The sequence below is a fragment of the Paenibacillus sp. TC-CSREp1 genome, assembly GCF_050171015.1.
GTDB classification, from domain to species: domain Bacteria; phylum Bacillota; class Bacilli; order Paenibacillales; family Paenibacillaceae; genus Paenibacillus; species Paenibacillus silvae.
This window is the reverse complement of record NZ_JBNOKM010000017.1, coordinates 58052-84269: the sequence shown is the minus strand read 5'-3', so window position 1 is coordinate 84269 and position 26218 is coordinate 58052. Positions and strand designations below refer to the sequence as shown.

Here is a 26218-nt window from a genome sequence, read left to right as displayed (position 1 = left end):
TTATGTGAGTAAATTCGCTTCTTCAATCAGGTTTTTGTAAGCAATCGGTGAAGACATCACAATTAGCGTAGTATAGGTGCCGAATTGATCGCAACGATTTTCAAACTCCTCCAGTTCCTGTGTTGTTTCTGTGAGGACCTTCAATAAATAGTTATGCTCTCCACTGATGCGGGAACATTCTATGACTTCTGGTGAAGAACGACAAAAATCAAGAAAAGGATAACAATTCCGAGTCCGAACAAGCATATAGGCTGTGCATTGCTTTCCCAATTTTTGCGAAGATATGACGGTTCGGTATTCCTCGATAACTCCCTTTTCTTCCATGCGTTTTACACGTTCAGTGACGGCTGGCTGAGACAGCCCCACCAGCTTTCCTAAATCTGTCATCGATAATCTGGCCTGATTCTGCAGATGGAGCAGTATATTTTTATCAATTTCGTCCAAGGTGATCGCCATCCTTCTTTTATAAAGTAATTTCTTTAGAATACCTTTGTAATCAATGCAAATCAATTTGTTTGCCTTGTTTGTCTTATGTAAGACGTTAGAAATTATTTATATAATAAACACACTTGCTATAAATAATCAAGTAAATCACTGTAGAAAAGGAGTAAGACGATGAGAAAAATGGATATTGAATTACTGCATAATGAAGTTAATGAAGTCATTAATCGCACACTTGAGGAAAAAAGAATTGTAGGTGCTGTCGTGCAAATCTCAAAAGGCGGGGAGCTAGTTTACAGCAGGCCTGCCGGCTGGGCCGACCGCGAGCAGCAACGACTGATGCAGGAGGATGCTTTGTTCAGATATGCTTCGGTAACCAAACCGGTTGTATCCACGGCAGCTTTAGTATTAATTTCGAAAGGAAAACTGCAGTTGGATGATCTTGTGGAGAAATGGCTGCCTGGATTTTGTCCCAAGCTGCCAAACGGACAACATACCTCTATAACGATCCAACAATTGATGACACATACTGCTGGCTTAACCTATCGATTCTTTCAGGAGGAAGGGGGAACTTATGCGCTGGCAGGGGTATCGGACGGCATGGATCTGGCGGGAATTACTTTGGAAGAGAATCTACGGAGGCTTTCTTCTGCCCCGCTTCTGTATAAACCGGGAACCATGTGGAGGTATTCTATCGCAACAGATGTACTTGGTGCAGTCATTGAAAAGGTTACGGCCATGCCGCTGCGTGAAGCGGTTCAGCTGCTTGTAACACATCCCCTCTCTATGATGGACACCGATTTCAGCCCTGTGGATATAGACAGATTGACCACGGCATACGCAGACGGAGAGGACGAACCGCGGCGATTGCATGAATTGGATTCGGTACCTTTTCTGGAGGGAACTGCGGGCTTCCTCCTTTCACCTGACAGGTTTGCTGATCAGTCAGCATATCCTTCCGGGGGAGCCGGTATGATTGGCAGCGCGGGAGATTTTCTTAAACTCCTGGAAGTTTTGCGGCAAGGAGGACATCCGATTCTGCCGAGGAATCTGGTCACAGAAATGATAACCAATCAGATTGGTGATCTTCCAATGCCCTATTGGCCTGGGCGAGGTTTTGGACTTGGATTTACGCTGTTAAAAGACCCGGTTGCTGCCAATACACCGGAATCTCCGGGAACATGGCGCATGGGTGGTACCTATGGTCACTCCTGGTTTGTTGATCCGAGTGAAGAGCTTAGTGTTGTAGCATTTACCAATACAGCGCTTGAGGGCATGTCAGGCAGATTTACCACGGAGCTGTGTGAATCTGTGTACAAAGCTTTGTTTTAGATGTTTACTTAGACGCATAAATAGGTCGTTACACCAGTCACAGTCCAAGACTTTATTTTTTCAAGTCTGTCGCTGTGGCTTTTTTTTTGCAATGGTTCTTCTATCACCCATACCCCCAGTTTATAGAATCCAGGCTTAATATTACGAGATATTGTTAAAGTGAATATACAAATTCAGATTGACAACAAACATAAATGTAACTATTATAGTTGCATGTTGTGTGATCTATGAGAAATTTCATATATGTTCTTTTTGCAAGTCAAAAAAATGGATGAGAAAGGTGTTATTATGAATTCTGAAAAAGAGCTTATCTATGTATGGGACGCTTATTGTGGCTGGTGTTACGGGTTTTCAAGTACAATTCGCAGTTTGCACGAAAATCATCCCGAATGGCCACTTACTATTTTGAGCGGCGGCCTGTTTGTTGGTGATCGCAGTCATTCAATCGCAGCATTCCCTCATATTCCCGAAGCCAATAAACGCATTAGTCAAATTACGGGAGCAAAATTTGGTCTTGCATATCAGGAGCTTCTAAACGAAGGAAGTTTTGTTCTGGATTCTGAGTCCGCAGCTATCGGATTTTATGCTTTGCGTTCACTGGCACCTGATCGTGCAATGGATCTTGCCTCTGCGATGCAAAAAGCTTTCTATTATGATGGCTTGAGTCTTAGCGCCCCACAAACTTATTATAAAATTGCCGTGGATCATCATATGGATGCAGACACAGTGATGAAGCTTTTAAGCAATCAAGAGACGGTTGCTGAGGTACACAAGGAATTTGACAAGGTTCAACGTCTTGGCGTAAACAGCTATCCAACCCTGCTTCTTCGTGATGGTGCTAACTTTGTTTCGTTAGGTGCGACGATGGATATCGATGAACTTGAAAAGCGTCTTGCGAGTACGATTGTTGCGCAGCCAACTAAAGAGGATCAATGTGCAGTGGATAATAAAACAGGCTGTTAAATTGAATCAAGCAAAAAGGGGTTAGTGGTAATTTGGGATGCCAATATTCCAGAAATCTCTCTGCTTCAGCATGCCCTGATGAGAGTAAAAAACAGCAGCTTAAGGCGCTGCTGTTAGAATTAATAATCAAATTTTCCCCTTTGAAAAAGGGAATCCAGAAAATCTGGGGATAACCGCTACTCTCCAGGTTGTTCTGTTATCGGAGTGGATTGTGTAAAGATTTTTAGTTCAACTTATATAGTCGCTTGCCATTTCAACCTGTTAACCTTTGCACTGAGCTGTTCTCACAATTCCGTCAATGACCTTCTCAAACAGCTGTTCCGGCAAATCATGCCCCATGCCTTCAAGCAGCATAAACTCAGCACCCGAGATAGCTTTCACTGTGTCTTCACCACATGCTGGCACAAACATGGGATCTTCCGCTCCATGGATGACTAGCGTAGGCGCAACTACTTTTGCGAGTTGCGGACGACGGTCGCCGGATACGGCAATAGCTGCAATTTGCCTTCCGATACTACCCGGATCATAAGCTCGCTGCAATTCCTCACGAATCATCGAGTGATACTCGTTCTCGTTAAACGGATAGCCTGTACCTGCAATTCGTCTGGCAAAAGCTGTGCTTTGAGCCAGGTACCCTGCTTCATCTTCTCTCGGGTTTGGAGCTGGACGAGTCATTAAAGCCATCACTTCTGGCGAGGTTGGCGGAAGTTCGGGATTACCTGTGGTTGACATGATTGAAGTCAGCGAAAGCACACGCTCAGGATAACGAATAGCAGTAAGCTGGGCAATCATGCCGCCCATGGAACGTCCGACGATATGTGCTTTCGCGATGCCCAGTGCATCTAACAATGCAATTGTATCATCAGACATATCCTCAAGCGTGTAAGGAATATTCGGGCGTTGTCCTGACATCAGCGTTCTGGCAAGTGCTTCAAAATCCAGTGTTTCGTGATCACTAAAATGGGTAGATAACCCGGTGTCCCGATTATCAAAACGAATCACCCTGTATCCTTTCGCCGCCAACATTTCACAAAATGGAACAGTCCATCGGATCATTTGTGTTCCCAGTCCGGCAATCAAGAGAATGGCTTCATTCTTTTCATCGCCATAACTGTCATAAGCAAGATCAATACCGTTAACGTTTAACATATTCATTGTTATGTTCTCCTTATCATTCATATCTCGGTAACTCTGTAATAGGCAAAAGCCGTGAATCTTCGATGGCGGCAGTTTGATGTCCGATCCCTTCCAGGTAAGATGTATGATCCGAAAAAGCCACGAATGACTCTATGCTGCTCTGACGGATCAACATGACAAAATCCCATTGCTCAGCCTCGGGACCAATCAGAAATTCTCCGCCTTTGCCCATAAAAACAATCTCGCCTCCGCTTTCTTCTAAAAACGGAAGTGTGTGCTGAATGTAACGCTGAAATGCTTCCTCTCCGCTAATCGGCTGCTCAGGGGTTAGATCAGGATGAGAGGAATAGTCAGCGATTTCACGAAAATGCAACAGATTCAACATGAATATACTGCCTTTAATATTTCGTCGCATCAGCTTCATGCCGCTAGTTTGAGTCGGTTCAATGTAACGAGTTGCTTCAGTCAAGTTGCTCTCCTCACTTTCCTTCTTTATCTGTTTTGCTTTTGTACACAGGATTAGTGCTGCATTAATTGTCTTCCTGCATGAACGCACCCTTGGCTAAATACTTGACATAGTCTCGGATATCTGGTGTCCAATCATCAATTAATTCGTTAAAGAGAGCTTCATTTCCCGCATACAGCGCTCTCAGAGCCTCTTCATATTGATTAAGATCCCCTGCCATTGCAGTCATAAAATGATACGCTGCTTCTTGAGCTGCGCGAACTTTACTTTCGCTTTCTCCCACACGGCGGGCCTCGTCAATCAGTTTTCGCAGTGTTACAGAAGCGCCCCCGGGTTGAGCCTTAAGCCATTCCCATTGTCTGGGGAGCAGCGTAACTTCACCCGATACGACGCCCAGCTTGGGACGACCAACCTTGCGAGCGGGCTGCTCATTTTCTTTTTCTTTTGTAACCGCAGCATGCCCTTCCCCACTCTCACTACTTAACCGGTCAAGCACTTCAGCTGTGCTCCCGCGAAAATCAACGTCGATTGGCTTACCTGTCCCATCATTGAAAATAAGGATTTGTGCAAGTTTGCTGTCCTCCAGAGAATCCTTCACGGTGGTCACCACATGCTGTAATGAGCCTTTGGCGAAGCATGCTCGATCTAGAAAAGCAGTGCAGCTGATTGGAATTAATGAAGCTTGCATATCATGCCTCCTTTTTTGATGCTTCACTAATATTACCCGGATAAAAACATAAAGTCAATATTACCCGGGTATAATTATTTTTAGCTAAAACAAAACAGCAGCCCGAGGGATGGACCGCTGTTATCAATCATAGTCAAGTTTGTAGTTTGTACTTTTTTAGTTTATACGCTGAGCTTTCGAACAGGACTTCCCTCAAGAAATGCTGCGATATCTTCCAATGCATGTTGATAATAGGTTTGGTAATTGTTCTGAGAAACATACCCCAAATGCGGAGTAGCAAGTAGATTGGGAGTGGAACGCAGTGGGTGTGAATCAGGGAGTGGTTCAACGTCAAATACATCAACGCCTGCTCCGGCTATCCAGTGATTGTGCAGCGCTTTAACCAGCATGTCCTGATCCACAATGGAAGCGCGTGAGGTGTTGATGAGATAAGCAGTCTTCTTCATTGACTTCAGTTCCGTCTCACCGATTAAATGTCGCGTCCGTTCGCTCAGAATGAGGTGGATGGAAACAATGTCACTTTGAGACAGGAGCTGCTCCTTCGTTGCAGCAAACTGAGCACCGGCAGCTTCTGCACGTTCAGAGGTTAGATTCTGACTCCAGGCGAGGACATTCATACCAAAAGCTCTGCCAATCTGAGCCATGGTTGTACCGATTTTTCCTAATCCAACCAGTCCAAGCGTTTTACCGCTCAGATCCGAGCAGACAGTGCTCTGCCAAGGGCCACCGCTTTGAAATGATTGATTTTCCGCAATAAGATTTTTGGTCAGACCCAAAATCAGAGCCCATGTTAATTCGGTTGGAGGCGCTGAACTGCTGGCTGTACCACATACTGTGATTCCCATGCTTTCAGCATACTTGATATCAATGGAAGCATTCCGCATCCCGGTTGTAATCAGCAGTTTTAATTTGGGTAATTGCGACAGCAGTGACGCTCTGAAAGGTGTTCGTTCCCTCATGAGTATGATGATTTCATAATCGCCTAATTCGGCTGCTGCCTCAGCTTCACTTGCAAAATGTGTTTGAAAGGATTTAACGTCTACCCTGTCGGATATCTTCGTCCAGTCTGCCATATTTAATGCGATATTCTGATAATCGTCCAAAATTGCACATCGAAGTCTCATCTCATGCTCCCCCAGTTCATTGATTCTTATCGTCCGTAATTAACTACATTATATATTATTATGTTTCCATGTGTTGGAAAATCTTCGCCAGACAACAAAAAGAAACATAACTCAATAGAGCCATGTCTTCTTCTCATTTTCATTAAGTTGTAAACAAGGTTTGAACGTTGCCTAAAGATGTTTCACCTTTGCAGCCTTGCATTATTTGGAAATCAACCTGTCCCTCCATGCAATTACGCCGCCTTGAAAATTAGAATGCCGATATTAATAACAGCATTTACGCTCACAGGAATCTTCCTTTCCATTCCTAGCAAAATAACAGCTCTTAACGGCATACAAACGTTTGAAGCCACGACGCGCCAGCATGCGTGCAGCTTTTTGACGGGAAAGCCAATTCCGTGAGAAGATCATGACTTCCTGATCCGGTGACAGCTCCTTCATCCAGACTGCGGACAATCGGCCAATGGATATATTGATTGAACCCGGGATATGATTTTCCCAAAACTCGCTTGAGTCCCTGACATCCAGCATTCTGACGTCAGACCACCGTTTGTGTGACGGGTCCCACTCCTCGCTGTTCACATAGGTTAGTGAGGAGACTGGCCACAGCTGAATAATAAGCCATATGATACCGATTGCGACTGCGATAAATACCAGTGTCATTCATGACATCCTTTCTTCACACGTGCTTGGGTTACAACAGTTCACAATCTTCATCGAACCAATTGATCGTAGTCCGTCCAGCTGCCAAGACCACCTGTCATATTCACAATCTGTAGACCTTTCTCATGCAAAAGCTCACAGGCAAGACCACTGCGGTTGCCGCTTCGACACATCACGATGATCTCCCCGGAGTCAGGCAACTCTTCTACCCGTTCCATTAACTGTCCTAACGGAATATGTTTTGCCCCCTGCACATGTCCTTCAATCCACTCCGCATCCTCCCGAACATCCAGCAGAAATAGCTGTTTTCCTTGTTTTAACTGTGCTGCTACCTCTTGCGGTGTAATTGCCTTTGGAATCTGAAACGCCATCTCAATCTGTCTCCAATCTGTTTTGGTTTGAAACGCAGCTAATCACGCAATAAACATATACCCCTATGGGTATTATAGCGTGAGATTAGAGCCTTCTCAAGCTCTGAATGGAAATGTGTTCAGCTATCTGCATTTCACAAGCAGTTCAATTGCTTCTTTCACCAGCTTGTCTGTATCCTTGTTGCCTGCTTCCTGCTCTGCCATGATACACTGCTGGAGATTCTCGGCAACCATCTGAGCCAGTGCTTTGTCAGATGCATTACGCACCGCAGACAGCTGAGCCACGACTTCTTTACATGGTTTTCCTTCATCCATTAAACGCAAAACGCCCCGAACCTGACCTTCAATTCTCCGTAAACGTGTTTTCAAGCTATCTGTGTAGTTATATTCCATCTGTGATCCGCTCCTTATGCATACCTGTATGGGTATATTATAAATGAAAATTCGCCATTGTACCATTTTACACACAAAGCGCTGGTTCATATTCGAACCAGCGCTTCCTTCGTTCATTTTACATTTCATCATCACATAGACCAATACGGGCTTCATACGGCTGCAATCGACCAGAAACCGGTTTCTCGTAGTTGTTCAGCCACATTTCTGATAACCGAATACCAAGCGCATCCTCCCCGATCTCCACGGTGTGTCCACTCAGGTTGATCAGCACCAGCACCTGTTTACTTTCTAATGTACGTGTGTATGCGAAAACTTCAGGATGTTCAGGCAATAAAAGCTCATACGTGCCGTAGATTAACGTGTCATGCTGTTTCCGTAGCCGAATCATCTGTTTATAGAATTGCAGGACAGAGTGAGGCTCCTGCAGCTGCTTTTCCACGTTAATATCGAGATAATTATCATTCACCCTTAACCAGGGAATACCTGTCGTGAACCCACCCTGGTTCCCTGCCGACCACTGCATCGGTGTTCTGGAATTATCCCGGCTGGATGCCCAGATAATATTCATAATCTGCTCGTGTGACATGCCTTCTTCCCGTTTGATCCGATACAGGTTATGGTCAGCGATGTCGTTGTAATCCTCAATTGAAGGATAAGACACGTTGGTCATTCCAATTTCCTGTCCCTGATAGATAAATGGCGTGCCCTGCATGAAAAAGTACATGGCACCAAGCGCTGTAGCACTTTCATACCAATATTGCGTATCGTTTCCCCAGGAGGAAACCTTGCGCGGTTGGTCGTGGTTTTCAATAAACAGTGCATTCCAGCCGATGCCTTCCAGTGCTTTCTGCCATTTGGTCATCACATTTTTCAGCTTGGAAACATCCAGCTGCCTGTCTGTGCTGTTGTTCCACAAGTCAAGGTGCTCGAATTGAAATACCATATTAAATTTGCCTCTGACTTCACAGATCCAGTCAAGTAAATCCTCGGAATCCTCTACTTTTACCCCATTTGCTTCGCCAACAGTGACAACATTATATTTGGACAGCGTTTCTTCCTTCATTTCCTGCAGATAACGTTGAATGCCTTTCACATTCATGTGCTTCTCAAATGAAGAAATGTATCTGACGCCTTCCTTGGCCGGCATATCCAGCAACCCCTCTTCTTTGTGGATGTGGCTGATCGCATCCACCCGAAAGCCGTCAATGCCTTTGTCCATCCACCAGTTCATCATCTGGTAGATGGATTTACGAACCTCGGCATTGGCCCAGTTAAGGTCCGGTTGTTTTTTGGAGAACAGATGAAGATAATACTGCCCTGTAGTTTCATCGTATTGCCAGGCCGATCCGCCAAAGATGCTTTCCCAGTTGTTTGGTTCCTCTTCGTTCCTGCCTTCTCTCCAGATGTACCAGTCCCGTTTCGGATTATCCAGGGATGAACGGGATTCAATGAACCAGGGATGCTCGTCACTGGTATGGTTAATGACCAGATCCATAATAAGCTTCATACCGCGCCGATGGACTTCCTGTAATAATTGATCAAAATCATCCATCGTTCCGAATTCATCCATAATAGAGCAGTAATCACTAATGTCATACCCGTTATCATCATTAGGCGACTTATACATCGGACAGATCCATATCAGATCAATACCAAGCTCCTGAATATAGTCCAGTTTGGACAGAATTCCTTGAATGTCGCCGATGCCGTCCCCGTTTGAATCCATAAAGCTCCTTGGATAGATTTGATAAGCGGTTGCCTCTTTCCACCATACTCTTTTCATTCGTACTCTTCCTTCTTTCTTAACTACGGCTGTTATCATTATATTTTTACGTCTCCATAAGGTACATTCTGGCTTCGTATGGACGTAATTCGTTATGAGCCAGATGATCTGAATAATTAGCCAGTAACAGTTTAGCAGATTCTGCCATTTGCTCCTGGAGCGGTAGTTCTACCTTATATCCCCGGAAATTGCAAACCACTATAATTTGTTTATCATGTAACGTTCGTTTGTAAGCAAACACATCGGAATGTTCCGGGAAAATCAATGTATAATCTCCATAAACAATGACTTTATAATCTTTTCTGAGCTGAATGAGCTGACGATAATAATGGAATATTGAATTCGGATTGTTTACATTTTCTGCGGCATGAATGTCCGTGTAATTCGGATTAACTTTGATCCAAGGTTCACCCGTAGTAAATCCTGCATGTTTGGAATCATTCCACTGCATAGGCGTTCTCGCATTATCGCGTCCCTTCGCGTAGATTGAATCCATCACATCCTGTTCAGCATACCCCTTCTCGATTCTTTCCCGGTACAAACGAAGCAATTCAATATCCCGATATTCCTCGATTTCATATTGAACATTGGTCATGCCCAGCTCCTCACCCTGATAGATGTAAGGTGTACCTTGCATGCCATGCAACAGGGTCGCAAGCATTTTAGCGGACTCAACTCTGAACTCGCCATCATTCCCCCAGCGTGAGACGATCCGTGGCAGGTCGTGGTTATTCCAGAACAGACTGTTCCATGCCTCTCCTTTAAGCTCGGTCTGCCACTTGGACAGTACCGTTTTCAATTCCATCAGATCCAGAGGTTTGAGATCCCACTTTCCCTTGCCCTCCTGCTCATCCAGGCTGATATGCTCAAACTGAAATACCATGGAAAACTCGCTGCCGTCCGGGTTGCTGTACAGTTTCGCAATGTCTGGCGTGGCTCCCCATGTTTCGCCAACCGTTAACAGCTCATTTCCTTTTTGGAACGTTTCCCGGCTTAATTCTTGAATATATTCATGGAGAAGAGGCCCGTTTCCTGTAATTTTGGCATCCGGCACTTTACCGATCAGATCAATGACATCGAGGCGAAACCCACCAACACCCTTCCCGATCCACCAATTGATCATATTGTACATTTCCTGCCGTACTTTCGGATTGGTCCAGTTAAGGTCCGGCTGCTTGACAGAAAATAAATGTAAATAATATTGGCCCATCTCGGGCACCCACTCCCAGGCTGAACCGCCGAAGGTAGAGCCCAAGTCGTTAGGCGGTGTTCCTTCAATCCCGTCTCGCCATACATAATAGTCATAGTATGGATTGTCTTTTCCCTTTTTGGCCTGCTGGAACCATGGGTGCTCATCGGATGTATGATTGAGAACCAGATCCATGATAATGCGTATGTTCCGTTTGGCAGCTTCATCAATTAAGGCTTCCATATCCTCCAGTGAGCCAAACATCGGATCAATATCCTGATAATCTGAAATATCATAACCGTAATCATCTTGAGGAGATTTGCATACGGGTGATAACCAGATTGCACCGATTCCAAGCTGCTGCAGATAATCCAGGCGGGATACAATGCCCTTCAAGTCACCAATTCCATCCCCATTGCTATCCTGAAAACTGCGCGGATAGATCTGATAAACAACCGTCTCTTTCCACCATTGCTTCGGTTCCATACGCTGCTCCACCTCTCTGACGCTGCCCAAGTGGCTGCGCCCTCTATCCTATTTTATTCTTGAGTGATTGCCCTTATATATTAAAATACTCACGTTTATGTTCTGATTGCAGCAGGTTATTCCTTGACCGATCCGACAACGATTCCCGTTACAAAGTATTTCTGGAGCAGCGGATAAATCAGCAGTAGCGGAATCACTGCCACTACGATTTTGGCCGCATTCAGATTTTTATTGGATATCTCGGTCAGATTGCTAAGCTCGCTGGAGTTTGTGCCAGCCTGGAGCAGGTCCGCAATATTCACGTTAAGTGACTGGATATAAGTCATAAGTGGATAGTTGCTCACTTTGGTCATGTAGATCAAACCACTGAAGAAATCATTCCATGTACCCACAATACTGAATAAAGCCACCGTTGCCAGGGCAGGAATAGACACAGGAACGTACACTTTGAATAAAACCTGAAGCGGGCTCGCGCCGTCGATGAACGCAGCTTCTTCCAGCGCTTTAGGAACGGCTGAGAAAAAGTTCATGACCAGGATCACGCTAAATATCGGTACCGCGCCGGGCAGTACAAGTGCCCAGATGGTGTTGAGCATATCCAGATTTTTGATCAGCAGGTAACTCGGGATCATGCCCCCGCTGAACAGCATCGCAAAGATCATAACATTCATATAGATGTTTCTGCCCTTGAATTCCCTTTTGGATTTGGACAATGGATAAGCCATCAAAGTAATCAAAATCATGTTCAGCACGAGGGAAAGCACTACACGCAGCACGGATATGCCGAAAGAACGCCAGAACTGAGCATCATCAATAATTCGCGTATAAGCTGCTGTTGTGAAGTTAACCGGAACAAGTCCAACTGCATTGGCTGATACCGCCTCGCTGCTGCTGAAGGAAATCGCTACAATATTCCATAAAGGCAGAAGGCAGATCAGCGCAAGCAGGATGACAATGGCATAGATGCAGAACCGGCCCAGTCGATCCTTGAAGTTTGCAGAGTATGACACAGACGTTGCCTCCTTAGAATATTTTGCGATCCGTATATTTTTTGGCGAGCTGATTGGCCGATAACAGTAAAATAATACCGATCACGGATTTGAACAAACCCACTGCCGTACCGAAGCTGTACTGTCTTCCAACCAGACCAATGCGGTAAACATACGTATCCAGAATGTCGCCTGATTCATAGACTACCGGATTATAGAGGTTATAGATTTGATCAAAGCCCGCACTTAATATATTCGTCAGACTCATGACACCCATGAGCAGAATAATTGGCAGCATGCCTGGTAGCGTAATGTGCCATACTTTTCTCCACCAGCTGGCCCCGTCCATGCCCGCAGCCTCATATAAGCCCGGGTCGATGGAGGTAATGGCAGCCAGATATACGATGGAGCTGTACCCGAATTCTTTCCATACATCTGTCCCGATAATCAGTGGCTGAAACCATGTGTTGCTGCCAAGGAAATTAATGTGCTGTACTCCGAAGAAGGTCAGGATTTGATTCACAATGCCATCCAGGCTGAACATATTAACAACGACCGAAGCAAGCACTACCCAGGATAGAAAGTGCGGCAGATATACAATCGTTTGTACCGATTTCTTAATCGTTTTGATGCGAATTTCATTAAGCAGCACCGAAAAAATGATGGCCATCAACGTACCGAGCAGAATTTTGCCCAGAGCGATGACCAGCGTGTTGCTCACCACTTGTGCAATGTCCGGCAATTTGAACATATAGATGAAATGTTTGAGCCCGACAAATTGAGAGCCAAACATGCCTTTGGCCGGGATATAGTCCTGAAAGGCTGTGATTACGCCAACCATCGGAATATAGCTGAATAGAAGCAAAAATAAAATGCCCGGGATCATCATCATATGGTACATTGTACCTGAGCTGATGCGGCCATTGATGTTTGATTTTCGTTGTTTCAAGAAGCATTCTCCTTCCCTGATGAAGAAAGGCCGCGCATGGATATACCCGTGCGCAGCCTCGCACATTCTGTAGATGTTTATGGTTGTGACGTGATCTCGGCTTCAATCTCTTGAATTACCTGGTCACCACCTTGTTTTTTCCAATTGACCACAAAAGTATCGAAGTAATCGAGCGGTTCAGACCCTGTCACAATTTTGATAAATGACTCCTGCTCCAGCTTGGTCAGGTTAGCCCAGGTCTGTTTCATGCTAGGTGTGGTTCCAGAAAACGCAGGAGTCATCCACACGAACTTGTCTTCTTTGGTCAGCTTGTCAATCAGTCCCACGCCGTTAATGCGTGAGTGATACTTCGACCAGGCTGTAGTATTATCCGTATCCATGTCGCTTAAATACGTTTTGATGCTGCCAATATTGTTTTTGGATTCGGTCGTACGGACCTCATCCAGGCTGATTTCGCCTTTAATTCCGCGAACGACATCCGAATAATCGTCCAACAGTGATGTCGCTGAGTTGACTTCGATGTTGAATGGCCGGGTCGATCCGTCGACGCCAGTCTCTTGATATTTGGCTGCTTCCGGCATCGTTGTTGCAACATCCTTGTCATTCGCCAGCTTGTCGTAGAACAGATTGACAATTTTAACCGCCAGCTCGGGGTGCTCGTATCCTTTTCTCACAACTATAAACTGGTTGGATGGATTCGCGTGTGCAACATTGACCTTGCCGTTTGCATCCTCTAACGTATAAGCCGAAAATTTGGCGTTTTTGTCCATCTGCTTCACACTGATCAGGCCCCAGTCAGGAATGTGCCAAGGTCCAAAGGCGATGCCGCTCTGTCCATTCGCATAAAGTGCGGTAATATCATCAAATGTACGAGTTCCGAATTGGGGATCAATGATGCCTGCTTTGAACCAATTTGCCATAATACCTAGCATTTGCTTCGTCTCTTCGGTTGTTGAGCCATAGAAGATTTTGCCGTCCTCACCTTTCATCCAATACTGTGGAAATGCATTCTGCGTTGAAGCAACACCCAGCATTGTATAGGCAGAGCCATTATAATCAGTCGTGTTCATGGTGTTTACAAAAGGAATACCGACCGGATTGCCGGATTGCCCCGGATCTTTTTTCAGAAATTGCTGCGCCGTTTGCTCGACCTCCTCCAGCGTGATCGCTCCGTCTCCATCTGCATCAAGCTTAATTCCGAGCAAATCCAGCCAGTCCTGGCGAACCCAAACCATCGTTGGCGCAGAATCCAGTGAAGTTGCCGGCAGTCCCATCAAACGCCCATCTATCGTTGCATTGCCCAAGGCACGACCATCGTAAGAATCGTATATTTTTTTAATCTCATCGGTGGCGTATTGATCATATACAGCCGTCAGGTCTTCAATCAGATCATTGTCTACCAGTTCCTTCAGCTCATCCTTGGAATCAACACGCATCATGTCGGGCAGCTCCCCGGATGCAATCGCAAGCGAGACCTGACGGCTATAGTCTTCACCGTTGGCTTCAAACTGGTCTGTAATTTTGGCATTAAACGTATCCTTGACCAGCCGGGTATATGCATTGTTCTCGTACGTATCTCCCGCCGGCAGTTTCGGATTGGCTGTGGTCACCCTTCCCATAGTGACGCTGATTTCGTCCTTATACGCACTAAAAGGCTCTCCCGGATTGACTTCATATTTGCCTGCATCCTCTGCAGTAGGTGCCTCTGTGCTTCCACCACAGGCAGCCAGAACAGTAACCATCATGGCAGACATGGACAGCACAGCCAAACGTTTCGTGAACAGATTGCTTTTCATGGACCTTTTCGTTGTCATCTTGTTAGATTCCCCTTCAATCTGATTATCATTTTTGTGTACGCTTTCATTATAAGTTGATTACTTCCCCTGCCGGGATAGGGATTGCGCGCTCAATTGGTTAGAGAAATGTTCACCGTTTTCGGGTGAGATTCCCCACATGACACAGCAGAAATACATTTATCCTACCTGCCGTCTTCCATTTGTCTACCCTTTGCTGATTCCACTACTCCATGTCTATGCCAGCTGTCGATATTCACTTGGCAGGAGTCCTGTCATCTCTCGAAAAATTCGGCTGAAGTATTTTTCATCTGTATAACCGACTTGCTCTGCAATCCACGCTATGGTGTGATTTGTATTGACCAGATATTCCTTGGCTTTCTCTACTCGAACGTATCGGGTGTAATCGTTAAATGTGCGTCCCATGAGCTCTTTGAAGCATTGACTGAAATAACTTCGGCTGATATTGAGCTGCTGGGATAGTCCGGAAGCAGTGTGCGCCTGTGTCAAATCATTTTGAATGATCTTCACGGCTTTTTTGACAGCCCCCATAATTTCAGGTGAATACCCGTGCTGCTGATCCGCTTGACGAATGCTCGCTGCTGTTTGTCTGATCCATGTCTCCACCTCGTACCAGGAATCAAATGAATGAATCATGTTGAGTTTCCCAAGAGAAGTCTGGGCAAACAGGCGATTCCACTCCATGACGATGAAGTACAACAGCCCCGTTAGCTGCCCTTTCTGCAACCGTAATGCTTTGAACTGGTGGATAAGTTCACGATAATGATGTTCATGATGTGTCCATGGTGTTTGAAACCAGGTTTGTTTAAGCTGATCCAGCTTCTCATCCTGCGGTGGTGCGAGTGTAAGCGGCTTGTCATCATTCATCGAAAGCGTAGTTACCCTAAGATCGGGAGTATATTTGTAGAACAACTCGGTTTCGGAGTAATGAATAATCCAGCTTTTGATCTGTGACCACGTTTGTGCTTGTACATCAGACAGCACGAATAGTGTGCTCTGCGGGGCTTGAAGCTGCAACTCCTTCAGCTGTTCAAACAGCTGCTGCTCCTGTTCTCTGCGAGCTGCCCACATACAGCAGTTGCGTTCAATCTCCCAAAGCATCTCATAGTCAGTCACGTTCATCTGTGAAACCCAGGGCTGTTCAGATTTGCGATCCTGAGACACAAGCACATATAAGGTTGAATAATGAACATTGGTTTCTTCGAGTGAAGGTACCGGGCGGGTTGGTTGAACTGACTCGTTAATACGTGTATAGATGCGCTGAAGAACATGCTCGAACTGCTCTTTCTCCAGCTGAACTTTGGCGATATAGTCAATGGCTCCCAGCCGAAGTGCTTCTTGAATATAGTCAAAATCCTGATGCAGGGTCAATACGACAATATGTAACCCCGGATAGAGCTGCTTCGCCGCTCTCATCAGCTCAATGCCGGACATGACCGGCATCGCCAGATCGGTCAGCATCAGATCGACAGGATGGGTTTGCAAAAATTCCAATGCTTTTTGCCCGTTGCCGGCTTCTCCAACTACCTCCATATCGAAATCCTTCCATGGCATTGCAGAGCAAATGCCTTTGCGTACCAGCTTGTCATCATCAACTATTAACACTTTTATCATGATGAGCGTCTTCTCCTTTTATAGGCAGTATCAACAGGATGTTTGTTCCCTTACCGGGTTCACTTTCGATGCGCAGCTGAGCCTGATTCCCGTATTGGGCCTTCAGCATGCGAAGAACATAATTCAGTCCGATGCCCATCCCGACTTTATCCTGCTCGGCTACCCGATTGTTCAGCAACTTCTGAATGGTCTCCTCGCTCATGCCTGCCCCGTTATCCTGGATCATAATGTTCAATGTAGAAGTGCAGGTGACCTCGATCTGAATAAAACCTTCATCGCTTAGTCCGTGATACAGCGAATTTTCAACCAGCGGCTGCAGGATAAAGCGAGGTACAGGAATCTGAAGCACCTGCTCATCTGCTGTGATGCGAACATCAAATTCAAAATCATATCGAATCTGCTGCAAAATCAAATATTGTCCCAACGCATTCAATTCTTCCTGCATGGTTGAGACTTGTCCCAGCTTGCCCAGGTTATAGTAAAGCAGCTTGTTCAGAGCCTGTACCAGCTTGTCGATCTCTCCCTGCCCGTTCATCACGGCGAGCCAGTGAACCGTATCCAGCGTGTTCATCAGAAAATGTGGATTGATCTGATATAACAGCTTCTCCACCTCCAGGTCAGCGCGAATTTTTTCCTTCTGCTGCACCTCCGTAAACAAATCGCTGATCTGATGCTGCATGTTGGAGAATTCACTGAGCAGAAAATCGAATTCGGGAATAGCTGTGCGAGCCTGCTGCCGATCTGCGGTTTGTGGATTTTTCGACATCCCATTAATCTCGGAATGAAACAGACCAAGCGGTTTATATACCATCTTCCACAGCAGCCAAGCGAGGAAAACGGTAAACCCGAGGAAAAATAAAGCAACCAGCATTATTCGAACCAGCCATTGATTTTTCTCCTGCTGGTATTGATCCTGGGAAATGACGGACACGACGCTCCATTTCTGCGGAGAATCGGTCTTGAACCAGTGATAACCGCGAGATGTGCCGTCTTTGCCGGATGCGCTCGTTAAGCTGTTGAAGTTTTCTCCGACTCGGATCGTATCGGGTATTTCACTGTAGACCGTATTGCCTTCGGCATCCAGAATAAGATGAGATACGGTGCTGCTCGATTGATTGGAACCCAGAATATCCTCGGTCAGACGAAAGCCGGATTCGACATAAATATACACATCATCTCTGCCAGAGAGCTTCACTTTACGCATTGCGGACAGAACCAACTCGTCATTGAAACGGTTCATGCTGACATGCGGGCTATAATAGCTGATGCCATAGGATTGAAAGAGGATTGGCAAAGCTTCGGGAGAAAACCGATCTTTGATCGGAAAATTGCCGAATTGCGTGGTCCCTTCTTTTTGAAAATAATACAAGGTCAATCCGATATTCGGATTGGTAAATGTCACAACACTTAACTCGCTCTTTAATTCGTCTCTTGCTTCAATTTTCTCAAATATACCAGAGGCAGGGTCCAGAAATTGCTGCAGCCTTTTGCCTGCCGTACCACTGTAGGACAATTGCTGGGTTACGTGGTTCAGGTTGGTGATGGAGTTCTCCAAAGACGAGGTCACCTGCTGCAGATTACTTCGAATTCCATCGTCAATCTTATTGGCAAAAATGGAGTCGATCGTGTAATACGAGATGGCAAATATACTGATAAAGGGGATAAACGCACTGAGGAAAAACAACAAAAAGATTCTTTTCTTTAGTGTCATGTTGATATTCTCCTTGCTAAATGAAACAGCAAGCCCCCTGCTGTGGAAGCTTGCCTTTGCTTTCATAATTATAGAAGGTTATTGGAATAAGTCAAACGCTTTCATCTGGAATTTTGATTAATCTCAATGGCATTAAACAGAAATGGTTTTCCGTCTAAATAGTGCTGAAGGATCGCTTGAGCGTAGGGCTGCTCCGCTTGAAGACTCTCGGTTTCGCGGGGATTGGGCGCATGATGGCTGGTATTTTCAATCAGGACCATCACGGCAAATGCCTCTAATGCAGCATACCAATCTTGATCCAGCATTCTGATGCTTTCGTAGCCTTGAATAACTAATTTTCTTTGTGCGGGATACAGACCCAGAATCACATGGGCCATATCGTATGTAAAGAATCCGTAGCCACATCTTCCAAAATCAATGGCGCGAGGCTGCCCGTCATGAAAAACGATATTGCCCTGATGGAGGTCTCCATGGATCAAGCCGTAGCTGTTCTTTTCAACCGAAAGTGTGGCGAGCCATGAGGAAACCCGGTCGGCGGCTTCACGATACAGCTGGAATTCTGCTTCACGCAGAAAGTTGCTGTAATACTTCGTTAATCGAGCCCAGGCTTGCTGAAATGTCTGCTGCCCCCATGCAGGACGTTTGAAATTGGAGTTTTGGGCGAGCGTCAAACCCTCGGCTGCTTGATGCAGTTTAGCCAAAAGCACACCTTCCTGATACACCTGATCATCCGTAAGCGCCCCTTGCGAATGCTCACCCTCAACCCAACTTAGTAATGTGGCATGATATTCGACATTACCATCTCGTTCGAGTGTAATTACTCTGGAGCCGGCAGCACTTACAAGCCCTTGAGGTATGATCAGGTCACTGTTTGCATGAAGAGATTCAAGTAATAATAATTCAGCTTCAATCTCCTGTATATCCATTCCCGAATGAATTCGAAGCAAAAGCTTTTGCTTCTCCTGTGTCTCCAATACAAAGGTACATGTGCCCGAGAGCTGGTTGAATCGAATCTGATCCCAGTCCAGCTGATAATAGGGTATTGCCTGTAAAGCGGCCTGTTTACATTGCAGCAGCGTCTGCTGAAGTTCTTCCTCTGATTCAAAATGAAACATGATGAGCATCCCCTTTTCCTGACGTTTAGTGTCATATGAACATGTATTAAAACAAAGTATCCATATCTGTAGTGTACAGGGAAGCTGATCTTCAATTATAGGCAGAGTCTGTTTATATTCATTCCTTACATAACATTCCTGAAGATGATGAATCAGTTTGTGTCGTTAACTTCGTTTGATTCATCTAGGATTAATATGATGAACCCGATCTGTAAGTCTGGTTGTAAATTCTTCAACCATTTTAGGAACCGGTTCATTCACTTTTGTAATTCTGCCCAATATAGCTTTGTTATCGGAACTGAGCTGTTCAATTGGAACTGTGACGAGCTGTTCCTTATAGGTGGAGGACAACGTATTCACGATAAAATCGGGTGCAATGGTAATTGCATTCCCCTTAACGACCATCTGAACCAATGCATCCGTGTTATTTGTAATCAGGGATATACGATTGCCAGCACTGGCAGACATCAGATAATGAGCAATATTCTCGATATGTTCGTCTTTATATAGAACAAACGCCTCATTTTCCAAGGCTTCTGGAGATATCGTTTTGAAATAACGTAGTGGTGAACTGATATTCATAACGATTACGGCATTACCGTCTACGATCGGCACCCATTCAAGCGAAGAGTTCTGTTGACTTTTACTATAGGATAATAAACCCATGTTTGCATAACCGTCCTGAACGTGCTTTATGACAGTTTGAGTGTCACCTTCGATCATCTGCACCTTGAGTGTGGGATAACTTTGCATGAGCTCTAACGTAGCCTGAACAACTTGCGGAACAAAACCGGGAATGGTTGCTATTGTAATGCTCTCCATATGATCTTCTTTCAGTATAAGCAATTCATTCTGCATGCTGTCTATATTTTTCAGAATAGCTGCGGCATGCTTCAGAACCAACTCCCCTTCGACTGTGGGAGCAACGCCCTTTTTGGTGCGGTGAAAAATAATCGTGTCCATCTCTTCTTCAAGCTGCCTGATGGATTGGCTGATTGTCGGTACGGTCAGATGATGCACACTTGCTGCCTTGGTAAATGAACCGAATTGTGCAGCAGATATCAGATACTGCAACTGAGTAATGTTCATCTCATTCTCCCTATCCTTAAATAAAAGTTTATGATACTAAATTATAATTAAATATATTTTATAATGCTAATCAAGTATGATTTGTCTAAGGAGGTCGGTATTATGCGTAGTATTCGAAGTTTTCTTGTAGAATTGTTGCTCAAAATGACAAAAAGAAAAATGAATGTACATGAATTTATCGAAGAACGTAGAAAAATCAATAGTGTGCCCTATGAAGTTCCCGCAAAACTAAAACATAAATACAGTATAACCAAGGATCAGAGCCTCCCCGTAGATACTTACACGATGAAATCGAAATCTCGATCGGATGAGCGGATCGTTCTATATTTGCCCGGTGGAGGATATATTGAGCAGCCACTGACATGGCACTGGCATTTCCTGAATCATCTCACGGAGCAATTAAATTGTACGGTATATGCAGCGGTGTATCCAAAGGCTCCGAATCATCAATGCATCGATGCGATTGCTAGTGTACTGATCGTCTATCAGCATATCTTGAAAACAGTTAAACCAGAAAACATCACCATTATGGGTGATTCTGCGGGTGGTGGCCTTTCTCTCGCCTTCGCGCAGTATTTGAAAGAACAAGGATTGCCGCAGCCAAAAGACATTATTCTCTTGTCTCCATGGCTCGACATTACTTTGAGTAGTCCGGAGGTTATGGCAATGATTGATAAGGAGCCTATGCTGAATTGGGACATGCTGGTTGCATCTGGTAAATTATATGCAGGTGAACTGCCACGTTCTCACTACCTGGTCAGTCCAATTCATGGAGAGATCAAAAATCTGGGTGAAATCTCGGTGTTTATCGGAACCCATGAATTTTTCCTTCCCGATGCACGTAAATTCAAAGAAAAAGCAGCCCGGCAGTCTGTTCATATCAACTATATTGAATACCCGAAAATGAATCATGTGTTCCCCGTGTTTCCGATCCCTGAAGCCAAAAAGGCACTCAAGCAAATTGTAGATATAATCAAAAGCTAAATGCTTAAATGTGCTCTGCCCGGCTCCTTAGATATAAGCAACTGAAAATACTGTCCTTTTGAACAGCTGGAAGTGTCCCGACTGTGAACATACGTTATATGAAAAGAATATTCAGAAGCATCAAAAAGCCCAACAATCTCCTGATCTGAGGGTTGGGCCAGTTTCTTTATTTGAACCATGGTGAGGCCAGGACAACGGCCGTGATAAAAAATAATTGCAGCAGCAAGCGGGGAAACACGGGCAGTACCTGTTTCCCATTGATGGTTATTTTATGGCGTGCGGCATGAATATTGGCAGGAAACATGAGAATTAACATAAGCAGAAGTCCGATAGACGCAATCCAGTCAATACCAGGAATCAGAAGGCCTGCAGCGCCTGCAATTTCGAGTATGCCTGTCCAGGTTACTGCCCGCTCTTTGTTTTTAATGCCCGGCGGGACCATATTTAACAGATCTGTTCTCCTTTTGCCCCAGTGAGCCGATGCGGTCATCAGAAACATAAGCGCTACTGCAAGCTGGAGAGCGGGATGCCAATGATCCAGCATTGGAACACCCAGCCAGCCGATTCCGCGGAACATGAGAAACGTTGTACATAATACGATAAATGGTGCCATCGTGCATCCCCTTTTCATCATTCGTCAGTGAATGTGTTATTGTGAAGCAGTTCTTAAAGTCTCTGCCATAAATGAAGCAAGTTCCTTTGGTTTAAGTCCGTCCTGGTCGTTCGTTTTCATAAAGCTTCGCACACGTAATCCCATGGAAAGCAGTACAAAGAGCTCTCCCATACTATTGGCGTCAACAGAACGGTTAATGACCTGATGCTGCTGCCCTAGTTCAATCCAGTGTGCAGAATGTTTAACCGAGGTATCGTAGAACTGCTGTAAAGCTTTGGATACTTCAGGATCATCTTCTTTCCCTAGTAAATACGCTAGAACCTTATTCGTAATCAGCTCCCGATCCTCCATCCCCGATAGATTGGCTGCGATAATCTGCATCGGTCCCTCGAACGTTTTGATCTCGGCTTCAGCAACGTTATTTAATACAGCTTCATGAATCATGTCGAGATGCTCAAGAAGGATCCAGACAAAAATTTCGTCTTTGGTTTTAACATAATGAAAGATGGCCCCTTTGGATAAGCCGGATCGCTCCATAATTTCTTTCAAGGTAATGGAATGGCAGCCCTTCTCATGCAGAAGTTCCTTTGTTGCTTTTAACAGCTGCTCTGTTGTCTGTTTACGTCGATCTTCATTTTTCATCAGAAGTCCTCCCAAATATGTTACCTTCATTATATAAACCGACCAGCGGTTTGTAAATAGCGATACGTTAAATTTCCCCATTTCTAAGGACGTTAACGTATTGAAAAAGAGCGATGCTGCTGCAGTAAAGCTTTAAGTTGCGTTATAGCCTGATTGTGGGATAGAAATTGGGGAAATTGGCCGAAACATCTGCGACGAATATTCCCCAGACGAATTCATCTGTCAATCGTTCTCAGTCCTTTTCTATAAAATGATCTACTGCAGCTTGCTCAATGGCAAGCCCTTTCTTGTAACGTTCCATGAACCGGGCAAATCCGTGCACGTCAACACGGTCTGGCTCCACCTTGCTCGCTTCTATACCATTAAACACTTGAAGTGTTAGAAAATCCACCAAGCTCTCGTTTTTCTTCTTCTGAATCATATAGGAAGCTAATATAGCTATTCCCCATGACCCGCCTTCACCAGCTGTTGACATCACGGATACGGGAACATCTAGTGCAGCTGCACATATTTTTTGACCGACAAGCGGCGTTTTGAATAATCCTCCATGTGCCAGAATATGATCGACAGTTACATTCTCCTTTTGCGTCAAAATATCCATTCCAAGTTTTAATGCGCCAAATGCACTGAACAGATGTGTCCTCATCAAATTAGCCAGATTAAATCGACTTTCCGGGGAACGGACAAAAAGCGGACGCCCCTTGCTTATTCCAGTAATGTTCTCACCGGAATAGTAACCATAACTCAACAACCCGCCGCCGTCGGGGTCTGCCTCCATCGCTTTATTAAACAAAACATGAAATAAATGATTGTGGTCAATTTCTAATCCCATGGCCTCACAACATTCATGGAACACTCTGATCCATGCGTTGATATCACTGGTGCAATTGTTGGCAAGAACCATGGCAACCGGGTTTCCATCAGGTGTAGTGACAATATCAATCTCGGGATATACCCCGATATCTTTGTCCAGAACGAACATTGCAAAAATGGATGTGCCAGCCGATATATTGCCGCTGCGCGTTTGAATACTATTCGTAGCGACCATGCCCGTTCCTGCATCACCTTCCGGAGGGCAGAACGGAATGCCAGCTTGCAGATCGCCAGATGGGTCGATAAGTCGTGCACCGGTCTCGTGAAGATAACCAGCATGTTCACCAGCCGTAAGTACAGAAGGTAAAATGTCTTCAAGATGCCAAGGGTAAGCATTTTCGCTAATGAGTTCGTTAAACTGTGCAAGCATCTTCTCATTGTACTTGCATGTTGTCCTGTCAATCGGGAACATGCCCGAAGCATCGCCCGCACCGATAGCCTTACTTCCTGTTAGAAGAAAGTGCATGTAACCTGACAACGTTGTTATATATTTAATGTGCTTGACATGTTCCTCATTGTTTATAATTGCTTGATACAAATGTGCAATGCTCCATCGCTCTGGAATTTTAAATTGAAATTGTCGGGTCAAGCAAGTTGCTGCTGTACTCGTGGTGGCATTACGCCATGTACGAAATGGAACTAATAGTTCTCCTGATTCATCCAGAACAATATACCCCTGCATCATGCCAGAGCATCCGATGGCACCTATTTTTTGCAGCTTTACTCCATAGTTTGTCATAACCTGTTGCTTGAGTTGACCATATACATCTTGTAACCCACGAACCATCTCACGTTGATGATAGGTCCAATAATGACCGATTAGCTGATTTTCCCATTCATAACTGCTGGAAGCGATAATTTCAAACTGGTTATTGATCAGGGCAGCTTTGATCCGTGTAGAACCAAATTCAATACCAAGTGAGCTTTCTCCGCTGACAATCGCTTCTTTAAAATGTTGATCCATTGGGTTCGATGCACCACCTTATAGGTTGATGAATGAGCTTTAGATTTTATTTCTGATGAGATGATAACATGTTCAAGGTACTTTGTATATTGGATAAACTAAGTTTGTTAATAAAATGTAAAGAGACATCTCTTATTCTCTATTTGCGTTTAATAGAAGGTTGACCAGCCGTCTACGCAAATGAGAACAAAACATGTCTCTCATCAGTATTGTCTATATAGCGCCCTACTCACTTTAAGCTGCTCAGCTTTTCAACAGCCTGCTGTTCATCTGGCAGGAAGAATATATCATTACCATTATTACTCTCATAAATAAAGTCTTTGAGGCTTTTACTGGTGTAACTCGAGAAGTCGCCAACGATTGCAATTTTGGTTTGATAGTTGATGAACTTTTGAAGCACTTCCCCTGCCAAACGTGTTTTCAGATCAAAGAACTCTTCACATACATCAGCTTTGTTAACAATAATGCGGTGACAATCGACTTCATATCTAACCGTTGCCATGAGATCGATCGCAGACTGAACATCTGTAATTAATTGTTCACTGCCAGTAACGTAAGCAATAGATACGCCATTTTCGTTGATTTTTTTAATGTTCATTTTTTATTCACTCATTTCTCAAATTTCATGACCCAATATCTTGCTCCAGGTTCGCCCTCTTCTACAACAGGCTGCCAGCCTTGCTTCTTATAGAAACCAAGTGCTTTATGATTGTCAGACACACATTTCAACGTAACGGGTGTTCCCAGTTCTTCGACGGATTGCTGAAGCAGCAGTTTACCCGCGCCTTTGCCCGCAGCAGTGGGGTCCACAAACAAATTATGAATAAAGCGGTCTGGTACGTACAGCGAAGCAAATCCAAGCACTTGACCATCTTCCTCTGCCAGCAGAATTTGTTCTTCTGATGTATCCCGGTCAAAATCGTCAAGAGACATCTCATCGGCATTCGCCCAATGGAAGCTCTCACGACGGGAATCCAGATATATTTTTCTTAATTTTGGGATGTCTTCAATATTTGCTTCTCTTATGATCATTCGATCAATCCCCCTGTCCTTTATTTGGTGTTGTGGTTTTATGGGTCGCCGTTTCTATAATTTGTTTGGCCTGCATCCGTCCAGCCTGCAACAAGTCATCGCTGAGCTTTGAATCGCTGACCGCACGTGCCAAAGCAACTGAACCGACCATACTGCTTACCAGCGCGTACCCCCCAGATGTATCAATCTCTGCCATGTTTGTGACAAATTCGATAAAGCGCTGTAGCTCTTGGGTGTAGGCTTCGCGAATCTCCTTCGATAATTGAGGTATTTCTCCCGACAAAGCGGGCAGAATACAGCCAATCTCTGACTGATCCCGATGAAGGGGGCTTAAATAAAATTCAATCACGGCCTCAATCGGCAGCTGGTCTTCATCTTTGTTTTTGTCAGCCACGCGCTGTAACGTTTCAATGGTATCACCAATGGCAAACTGACATGTCTCCATCACAAGCTGATCCTTGTTCTGAAAATGAGAGTAGAACCCTCCATGTGTTAGTCCCGCCCCCTTCATAATGTAGGGAAGGCTGATGTTTTGAACCCCGTGGGTTCGGAAAGCTTTTGCCGCGCTGGTGATAATATGCTGTCGCACTTTGAGCTTATGCCCTTCGGGATAAGGCATGTGACCTCCACTCCTTAATATAACTCTAAAATATGACAATTCATATAGTTCTAAAAATTTTTATTAATATAGCTCTAAAATATTATAACCATCATATTGTATAGGTGTCAATTCTGATGAGAGTACGTTGTACAAACGAAATACATCAGAAATCTCATATTGACTCCTTTA

26 protein-coding genes are annotated in these 26218 nt (G+C 44.7%); 3 read left to right on the top strand and 23 right to left on the bottom strand.

Features of this window, described 5'->3' with window-relative positions; translation table 11 throughout:
• Positions 1-444, bottom strand: a complete 444-nt coding sequence (locus tag ACQSGY_RS24125) for an Lrp/AsnC family transcriptional regulator (RefSeq protein WP_216514248.1) — start codon at positions 442-444, stop codon at positions 1-3.
• A 171-nt stretch (positions 445-615) separates the two neighbouring features.
• Here ACQSGY_RS24125 and ACQSGY_RS24120 point away from each other — a divergent pair, with 171 nt between their 5' ends.
• Both ACQSGY_RS24120 and ACQSGY_RS24115 read left to right on the top strand, forming a co-directional pair.
• A complete protein-coding gene (locus ACQSGY_RS24120; protein ID WP_427181255.1) occupies positions 616-1773 on the top strand; it encodes a serine hydrolase domain-containing protein in 1158 nt (385 codons plus the stop codon).
• A gap of 243 nt (positions 1774-2016) precedes the next feature.
• Positions 2017-2736 (top strand): DsbA family protein, encoded by a 720-nt coding sequence (locus ACQSGY_RS24115; RefSeq protein WP_427181254.1) that lies wholly within the window; start codon positions 2017-2019, stop codon positions 2734-2736.
• 261 nt (positions 2737-2997) lie between these two features.
• Here the strand turns inward: ACQSGY_RS24115 and ACQSGY_RS24110 are convergent, their stop codons facing one another.
• The 16 genes from ACQSGY_RS24110 to ACQSGY_RS24035 form a co-directional block, all read right to left on the bottom strand.
• Positions 2998-3891 (bottom strand): alpha/beta fold hydrolase, encoded by an 894-nt coding sequence (locus ACQSGY_RS24110; protein ID WP_427181253.1) that lies wholly within the window; start codon positions 3889-3891, stop codon positions 2998-3000.
• Between the two features lie 16 nt (positions 3892-3907).
• Positions 3908-4342, bottom strand: coding sequence for a DUF1330 domain-containing protein (locus tag ACQSGY_RS24105; RefSeq protein WP_427181252.1), 435 nt, complete (start codon positions 4340-4342; stop codon positions 3908-3910).
• Between the two features lie 61 nt (positions 4343-4403).
• Positions 4404-5027, bottom strand: a complete 624-nt coding sequence (locus tag ACQSGY_RS24100; protein ID WP_427181251.1) for a DUF2239 family protein — start codon at positions 5025-5027, stop codon at positions 4404-4406.
• 161 nt (positions 5028-5188) lie between these two features.
• Positions 5189-6151 (bottom strand): D-2-hydroxyacid dehydrogenase family protein, encoded by a 963-nt coding sequence (locus ACQSGY_RS24095; protein ID WP_427181250.1) that lies wholly within the window; start codon positions 6149-6151, stop codon positions 5189-5191.
• A 264-nt stretch (positions 6152-6415) separates the two neighbouring features.
• Positions 6416-6814 carry a rhodanese-like domain-containing protein gene (locus ACQSGY_RS24090; RefSeq protein WP_427181249.1) on the bottom strand — a complete coding sequence of 133 codons (399 nt, stop codon included), beginning with the start codon at positions 6812-6814 and terminating at the stop codon, positions 6416-6418.
• Positions 6815-6864: 50 nt separating this feature from the next.
• Positions 6865-7185 carry a rhodanese-like domain-containing protein gene (locus ACQSGY_RS24085; RefSeq protein WP_111272879.1) on the bottom strand — a complete coding sequence of 107 codons (321 nt, stop codon included), beginning with the start codon at positions 7183-7185 and terminating at the stop codon, positions 6865-6867.
• A 123-nt stretch (positions 7186-7308) separates the two neighbouring features.
• On the bottom strand, positions 7309-7578 hold the full coding sequence (locus tag ACQSGY_RS24080) for a metal-sensitive transcriptional regulator (RefSeq protein ID WP_111272880.1): 270 nt from the start codon (positions 7576-7578) through the stop codon (positions 7309-7311).
• Positions 7579-7696: 118 nt separating this feature from the next.
• The gene (locus ACQSGY_RS24075) at positions 7697-9364 is read right to left on the bottom strand and encodes a glycoside hydrolase family 13 protein (protein WP_427181248.1); all 1668 of its coding nucleotides are present in this window, start codon (positions 9362-9364) and stop codon (positions 7697-7699) included.
• A 46-nt stretch (positions 9365-9410) separates the two neighbouring features.
• Positions 9411-11039, bottom strand: coding sequence for a glycoside hydrolase family 13 protein (locus ACQSGY_RS24070; protein ID WP_427181247.1), 1629 nt, complete (start codon positions 11037-11039; stop codon positions 9411-9413).
• Positions 11040-11155: 116 nt separating this feature from the next.
• Positions 11156-12049 (bottom strand): carbohydrate ABC transporter permease, encoded by an 894-nt coding sequence (locus ACQSGY_RS24065; RefSeq protein ID WP_111272882.1) that lies wholly within the window; start codon positions 12047-12049, stop codon positions 11156-11158.
• 13 nt (positions 12050-12062) lie between these two features.
• Entirely contained in the window at positions 12063-12929 is an 867-nt protein-coding gene (locus ACQSGY_RS24060) for an ABC transporter permease (RefSeq protein ID WP_427181297.1), read from the bottom strand.
• A gap of 125 nt (positions 12930-13054) precedes the next feature.
• Entirely contained in the window at positions 13055-14791 is a 1737-nt protein-coding gene (locus ACQSGY_RS24055) for a sugar ABC transporter substrate-binding protein (RefSeq protein ID WP_427181246.1), read from the bottom strand.
• A gap of 216 nt (positions 14792-15007) precedes the next feature.
• Complete coding sequence (locus ACQSGY_RS24050) at positions 15008-16405, bottom strand: response regulator transcription factor (protein ID WP_427181245.1); 1398 nt, start codon at positions 16403-16405, stop codon at positions 15008-15010.
• Positions 16383-18116, bottom strand: a complete 1734-nt coding sequence (locus tag ACQSGY_RS24045; protein ID WP_427181244.1) for a sensor histidine kinase — start codon at positions 18114-18116, stop codon at positions 16383-16385. Before ACQSGY_RS24045 ends, ACQSGY_RS24050 begins: the two co-directional genes overlap by 23 nt.
• A 101-nt stretch (positions 18117-18217) precedes the next feature.
• Positions 18218-19231 (bottom strand): phosphotransferase enzyme family protein, encoded by a 1014-nt coding sequence (locus ACQSGY_RS24040; RefSeq protein ID WP_427181243.1) that lies wholly within the window; start codon positions 19229-19231, stop codon positions 18218-18220.
• A gap of 180 nt (positions 19232-19411) precedes the next feature.
• Positions 19412-20320 carry a LysR family transcriptional regulator gene (locus ACQSGY_RS24035; protein ID WP_427181242.1) on the bottom strand — a complete coding sequence of 303 codons (909 nt, stop codon included), beginning with the start codon at positions 20318-20320 and terminating at the stop codon, positions 19412-19414.
• A gap of 63 nt (positions 20321-20383) precedes the next feature.
• On the opposite strand from ACQSGY_RS24035, the gene ACQSGY_RS24030 reads away from it, so the two are divergent.
• Positions 20384-21304, top strand: a complete 921-nt coding sequence (locus tag ACQSGY_RS24030; RefSeq protein ID WP_427181241.1) for an alpha/beta hydrolase fold domain-containing protein — start codon at positions 20384-20386, stop codon at positions 21302-21304.
• A 166-nt stretch (positions 21305-21470) separates the two neighbouring features.
• On the opposite strand, the gene ACQSGY_RS24025 is transcribed toward ACQSGY_RS24030, so the two are convergent.
• The 6 genes from ACQSGY_RS24025 to ACQSGY_RS24000 form a co-directional block, all read right to left on the bottom strand.
• Positions 21471-21917, bottom strand: coding sequence for a DoxX family protein (locus ACQSGY_RS24025; protein ID WP_427181240.1), 447 nt, complete (start codon positions 21915-21917; stop codon positions 21471-21473).
• 36 nt (positions 21918-21953) lie between these two features.
• Positions 21954-22559 carry a TetR/AcrR family transcriptional regulator gene (locus tag ACQSGY_RS24020; protein WP_111272895.1) on the bottom strand — a complete coding sequence of 202 codons (606 nt, stop codon included), beginning with the start codon at positions 22557-22559 and terminating at the stop codon, positions 21954-21956.
• A gap of 232 nt (positions 22560-22791) precedes the next feature.
• Positions 22792-24396 (bottom strand): xylulokinase, encoded by a 1605-nt coding sequence (locus ACQSGY_RS24015; RefSeq protein WP_427181239.1) that lies wholly within the window; start codon positions 24394-24396, stop codon positions 22792-22794.
• Between the two features lie 229 nt (positions 24397-24625).
• Positions 24626-24994 (bottom strand): DUF4180 domain-containing protein, encoded by a 369-nt coding sequence (locus ACQSGY_RS24010; RefSeq protein WP_427181238.1) that lies wholly within the window; start codon positions 24992-24994, stop codon positions 24626-24628.
• A gap of 11 nt (positions 24995-25005) precedes the next feature.
• Positions 25006-25428, bottom strand: coding sequence for a GNAT family N-acetyltransferase (locus ACQSGY_RS24005; RefSeq protein WP_216514056.1), 423 nt, complete (start codon positions 25426-25428; stop codon positions 25006-25008).
• Between the two features lie 4 nt (positions 25429-25432).
• On the bottom strand, positions 25433-26047 hold the full coding sequence (locus tag ACQSGY_RS24000) for a TetR/AcrR family transcriptional regulator (protein ID WP_427181237.1): 615 nt from the start codon (positions 26045-26047) through the stop codon (positions 25433-25435).
• Positions 26048-26218: the final 171 nt, after the last annotated feature.

Bases quoted from the DNA above. Each gene is read 5' to 3' on its own strand.
- ACQSGY_RS24120 (WP_427181255.1), top strand. From the start codon at position 616: ATGAGAAAAATGGATATTGAATTACTGCATAATGAAGTTAATGAAGTC.
- ACQSGY_RS24115 (WP_427181254.1), top strand. From the start codon at position 2,017: ATGTTCTTTTTGCAAGTCAAAAAAATGGATGAGAAAGGTGTTATTATG.
- ACQSGY_RS24110 (WP_427181253.1), bottom strand. From the start codon at position 3,891: ATGAATATGTTAAACGTTAACGGTATTGATCTTGCTTATGACAGTTAT.
- ACQSGY_RS24100 (WP_427181251.1), bottom strand. From the start codon at position 5,027: ATGCAAGCTTCATTAATTCCAATCAGCTGCACTGCTTTTCTAGATCGA.
- ACQSGY_RS24095 (WP_427181250.1), bottom strand. From the start codon at position 6,151: ATGAGACTTCGATGTGCAATTTTGGACGATTATCAGAATATCGCATTA.
- ACQSGY_RS24090 (WP_427181249.1), bottom strand. From the start codon at position 6,814: ATGACACTGGTATTTATCGCAGTCGCAATCGGTATCATATGGCTTATT.
- ACQSGY_RS24085 (WP_111272879.1), bottom strand. From the start codon at position 7,185: ATGGCGTTTCAGATTCCAAAGGCAATTACACCGCAAGAGGTAGCAGCA.
- ACQSGY_RS24080 (WP_111272880.1), bottom strand. From the start codon at position 7,578: ATGGAATATAACTACACAGATAGCTTGAAAACACGTTTACGGAGAATT.
- ACQSGY_RS24075 (WP_427181248.1), bottom strand. From the start codon at position 9,364: ATGAAAAGAGTATGGTGGAAAGAGGCAACCGCTTATCAAATCTATCCA.
- ACQSGY_RS24070 (WP_427181247.1), bottom strand. From the start codon at position 11,039: ATGGAACCGAAGCAATGGTGGAAAGAGACGGTTGTTTATCAGATCTAT.
- ACQSGY_RS24060 (WP_427181297.1), bottom strand. From the start codon at position 12,929: ATGTACCATATGATGATGATCCCGGGCATTTTATTTTTGCTTCTATTC.
- ACQSGY_RS24055 (WP_427181246.1), bottom strand. From the start codon at position 14,791: ATGACAACGAAAAGGTCCATGAAAAGCAATCTGTTCACGAAACGTTTG.
- ACQSGY_RS24050 (WP_427181245.1), bottom strand. From the start codon at position 16,405: ATGATAAAAGTGTTAATAGTTGATGATGACAAGCTGGTACGCAAAGGC.
- ACQSGY_RS24045 (WP_427181244.1), bottom strand. From the start codon at position 18,116: ATGACACTAAAGAAAAGAATCTTTTTGTTGTTTTTCCTCAGTGCGTTT.
- ACQSGY_RS24040 (WP_427181243.1), bottom strand. From the start codon at position 19,231: ATGTTTCATTTTGAATCAGAGGAAGAACTTCAGCAGACGCTGCTGCAA.
- ACQSGY_RS24035 (WP_427181242.1), bottom strand. From the start codon at position 20,320: ATGAACATTACTCAGTTGCAGTATCTGATATCTGCTGCACAATTCGGT.
- ACQSGY_RS24030 (WP_427181241.1), top strand. From the start codon at position 20,384: ATGCTAATCAAGTATGATTTGTCTAAGGAGGTCGGTATTATGCGTAGT.
- ACQSGY_RS24025 (WP_427181240.1), bottom strand. From the start codon at position 21,917: ATGGCACCATTTATCGTATTATGTACAACGTTTCTCATGTTCCGCGGA.
- ACQSGY_RS24020 (WP_111272895.1), bottom strand. From the start codon at position 22,559: ATGAAAAATGAAGATCGACGTAAACAGACAACAGAGCAGCTGTTAAAA.
- ACQSGY_RS24015 (WP_427181239.1), bottom strand. From the start codon at position 24,396: ATGGATCAACATTTTAAAGAAGCGATTGTCAGCGGAGAAAGCTCACTT.
- ACQSGY_RS24010 (WP_427181238.1), bottom strand. From the start codon at position 24,994: ATGAACATTAAAAAAATCAACGAAAATGGCGTATCTATTGCTTACGTT.
- ACQSGY_RS24005 (WP_216514056.1), bottom strand. From the start codon at position 25,428: ATGATCATAAGAGAAGCAAATATTGAAGACATCCCAAAATTAAGAAAA.
- ACQSGY_RS24000 (WP_427181237.1), bottom strand. From the start codon at position 26,047: ATGCCTTATCCCGAAGGGCATAAGCTCAAAGTGCGACAGCATATTATC.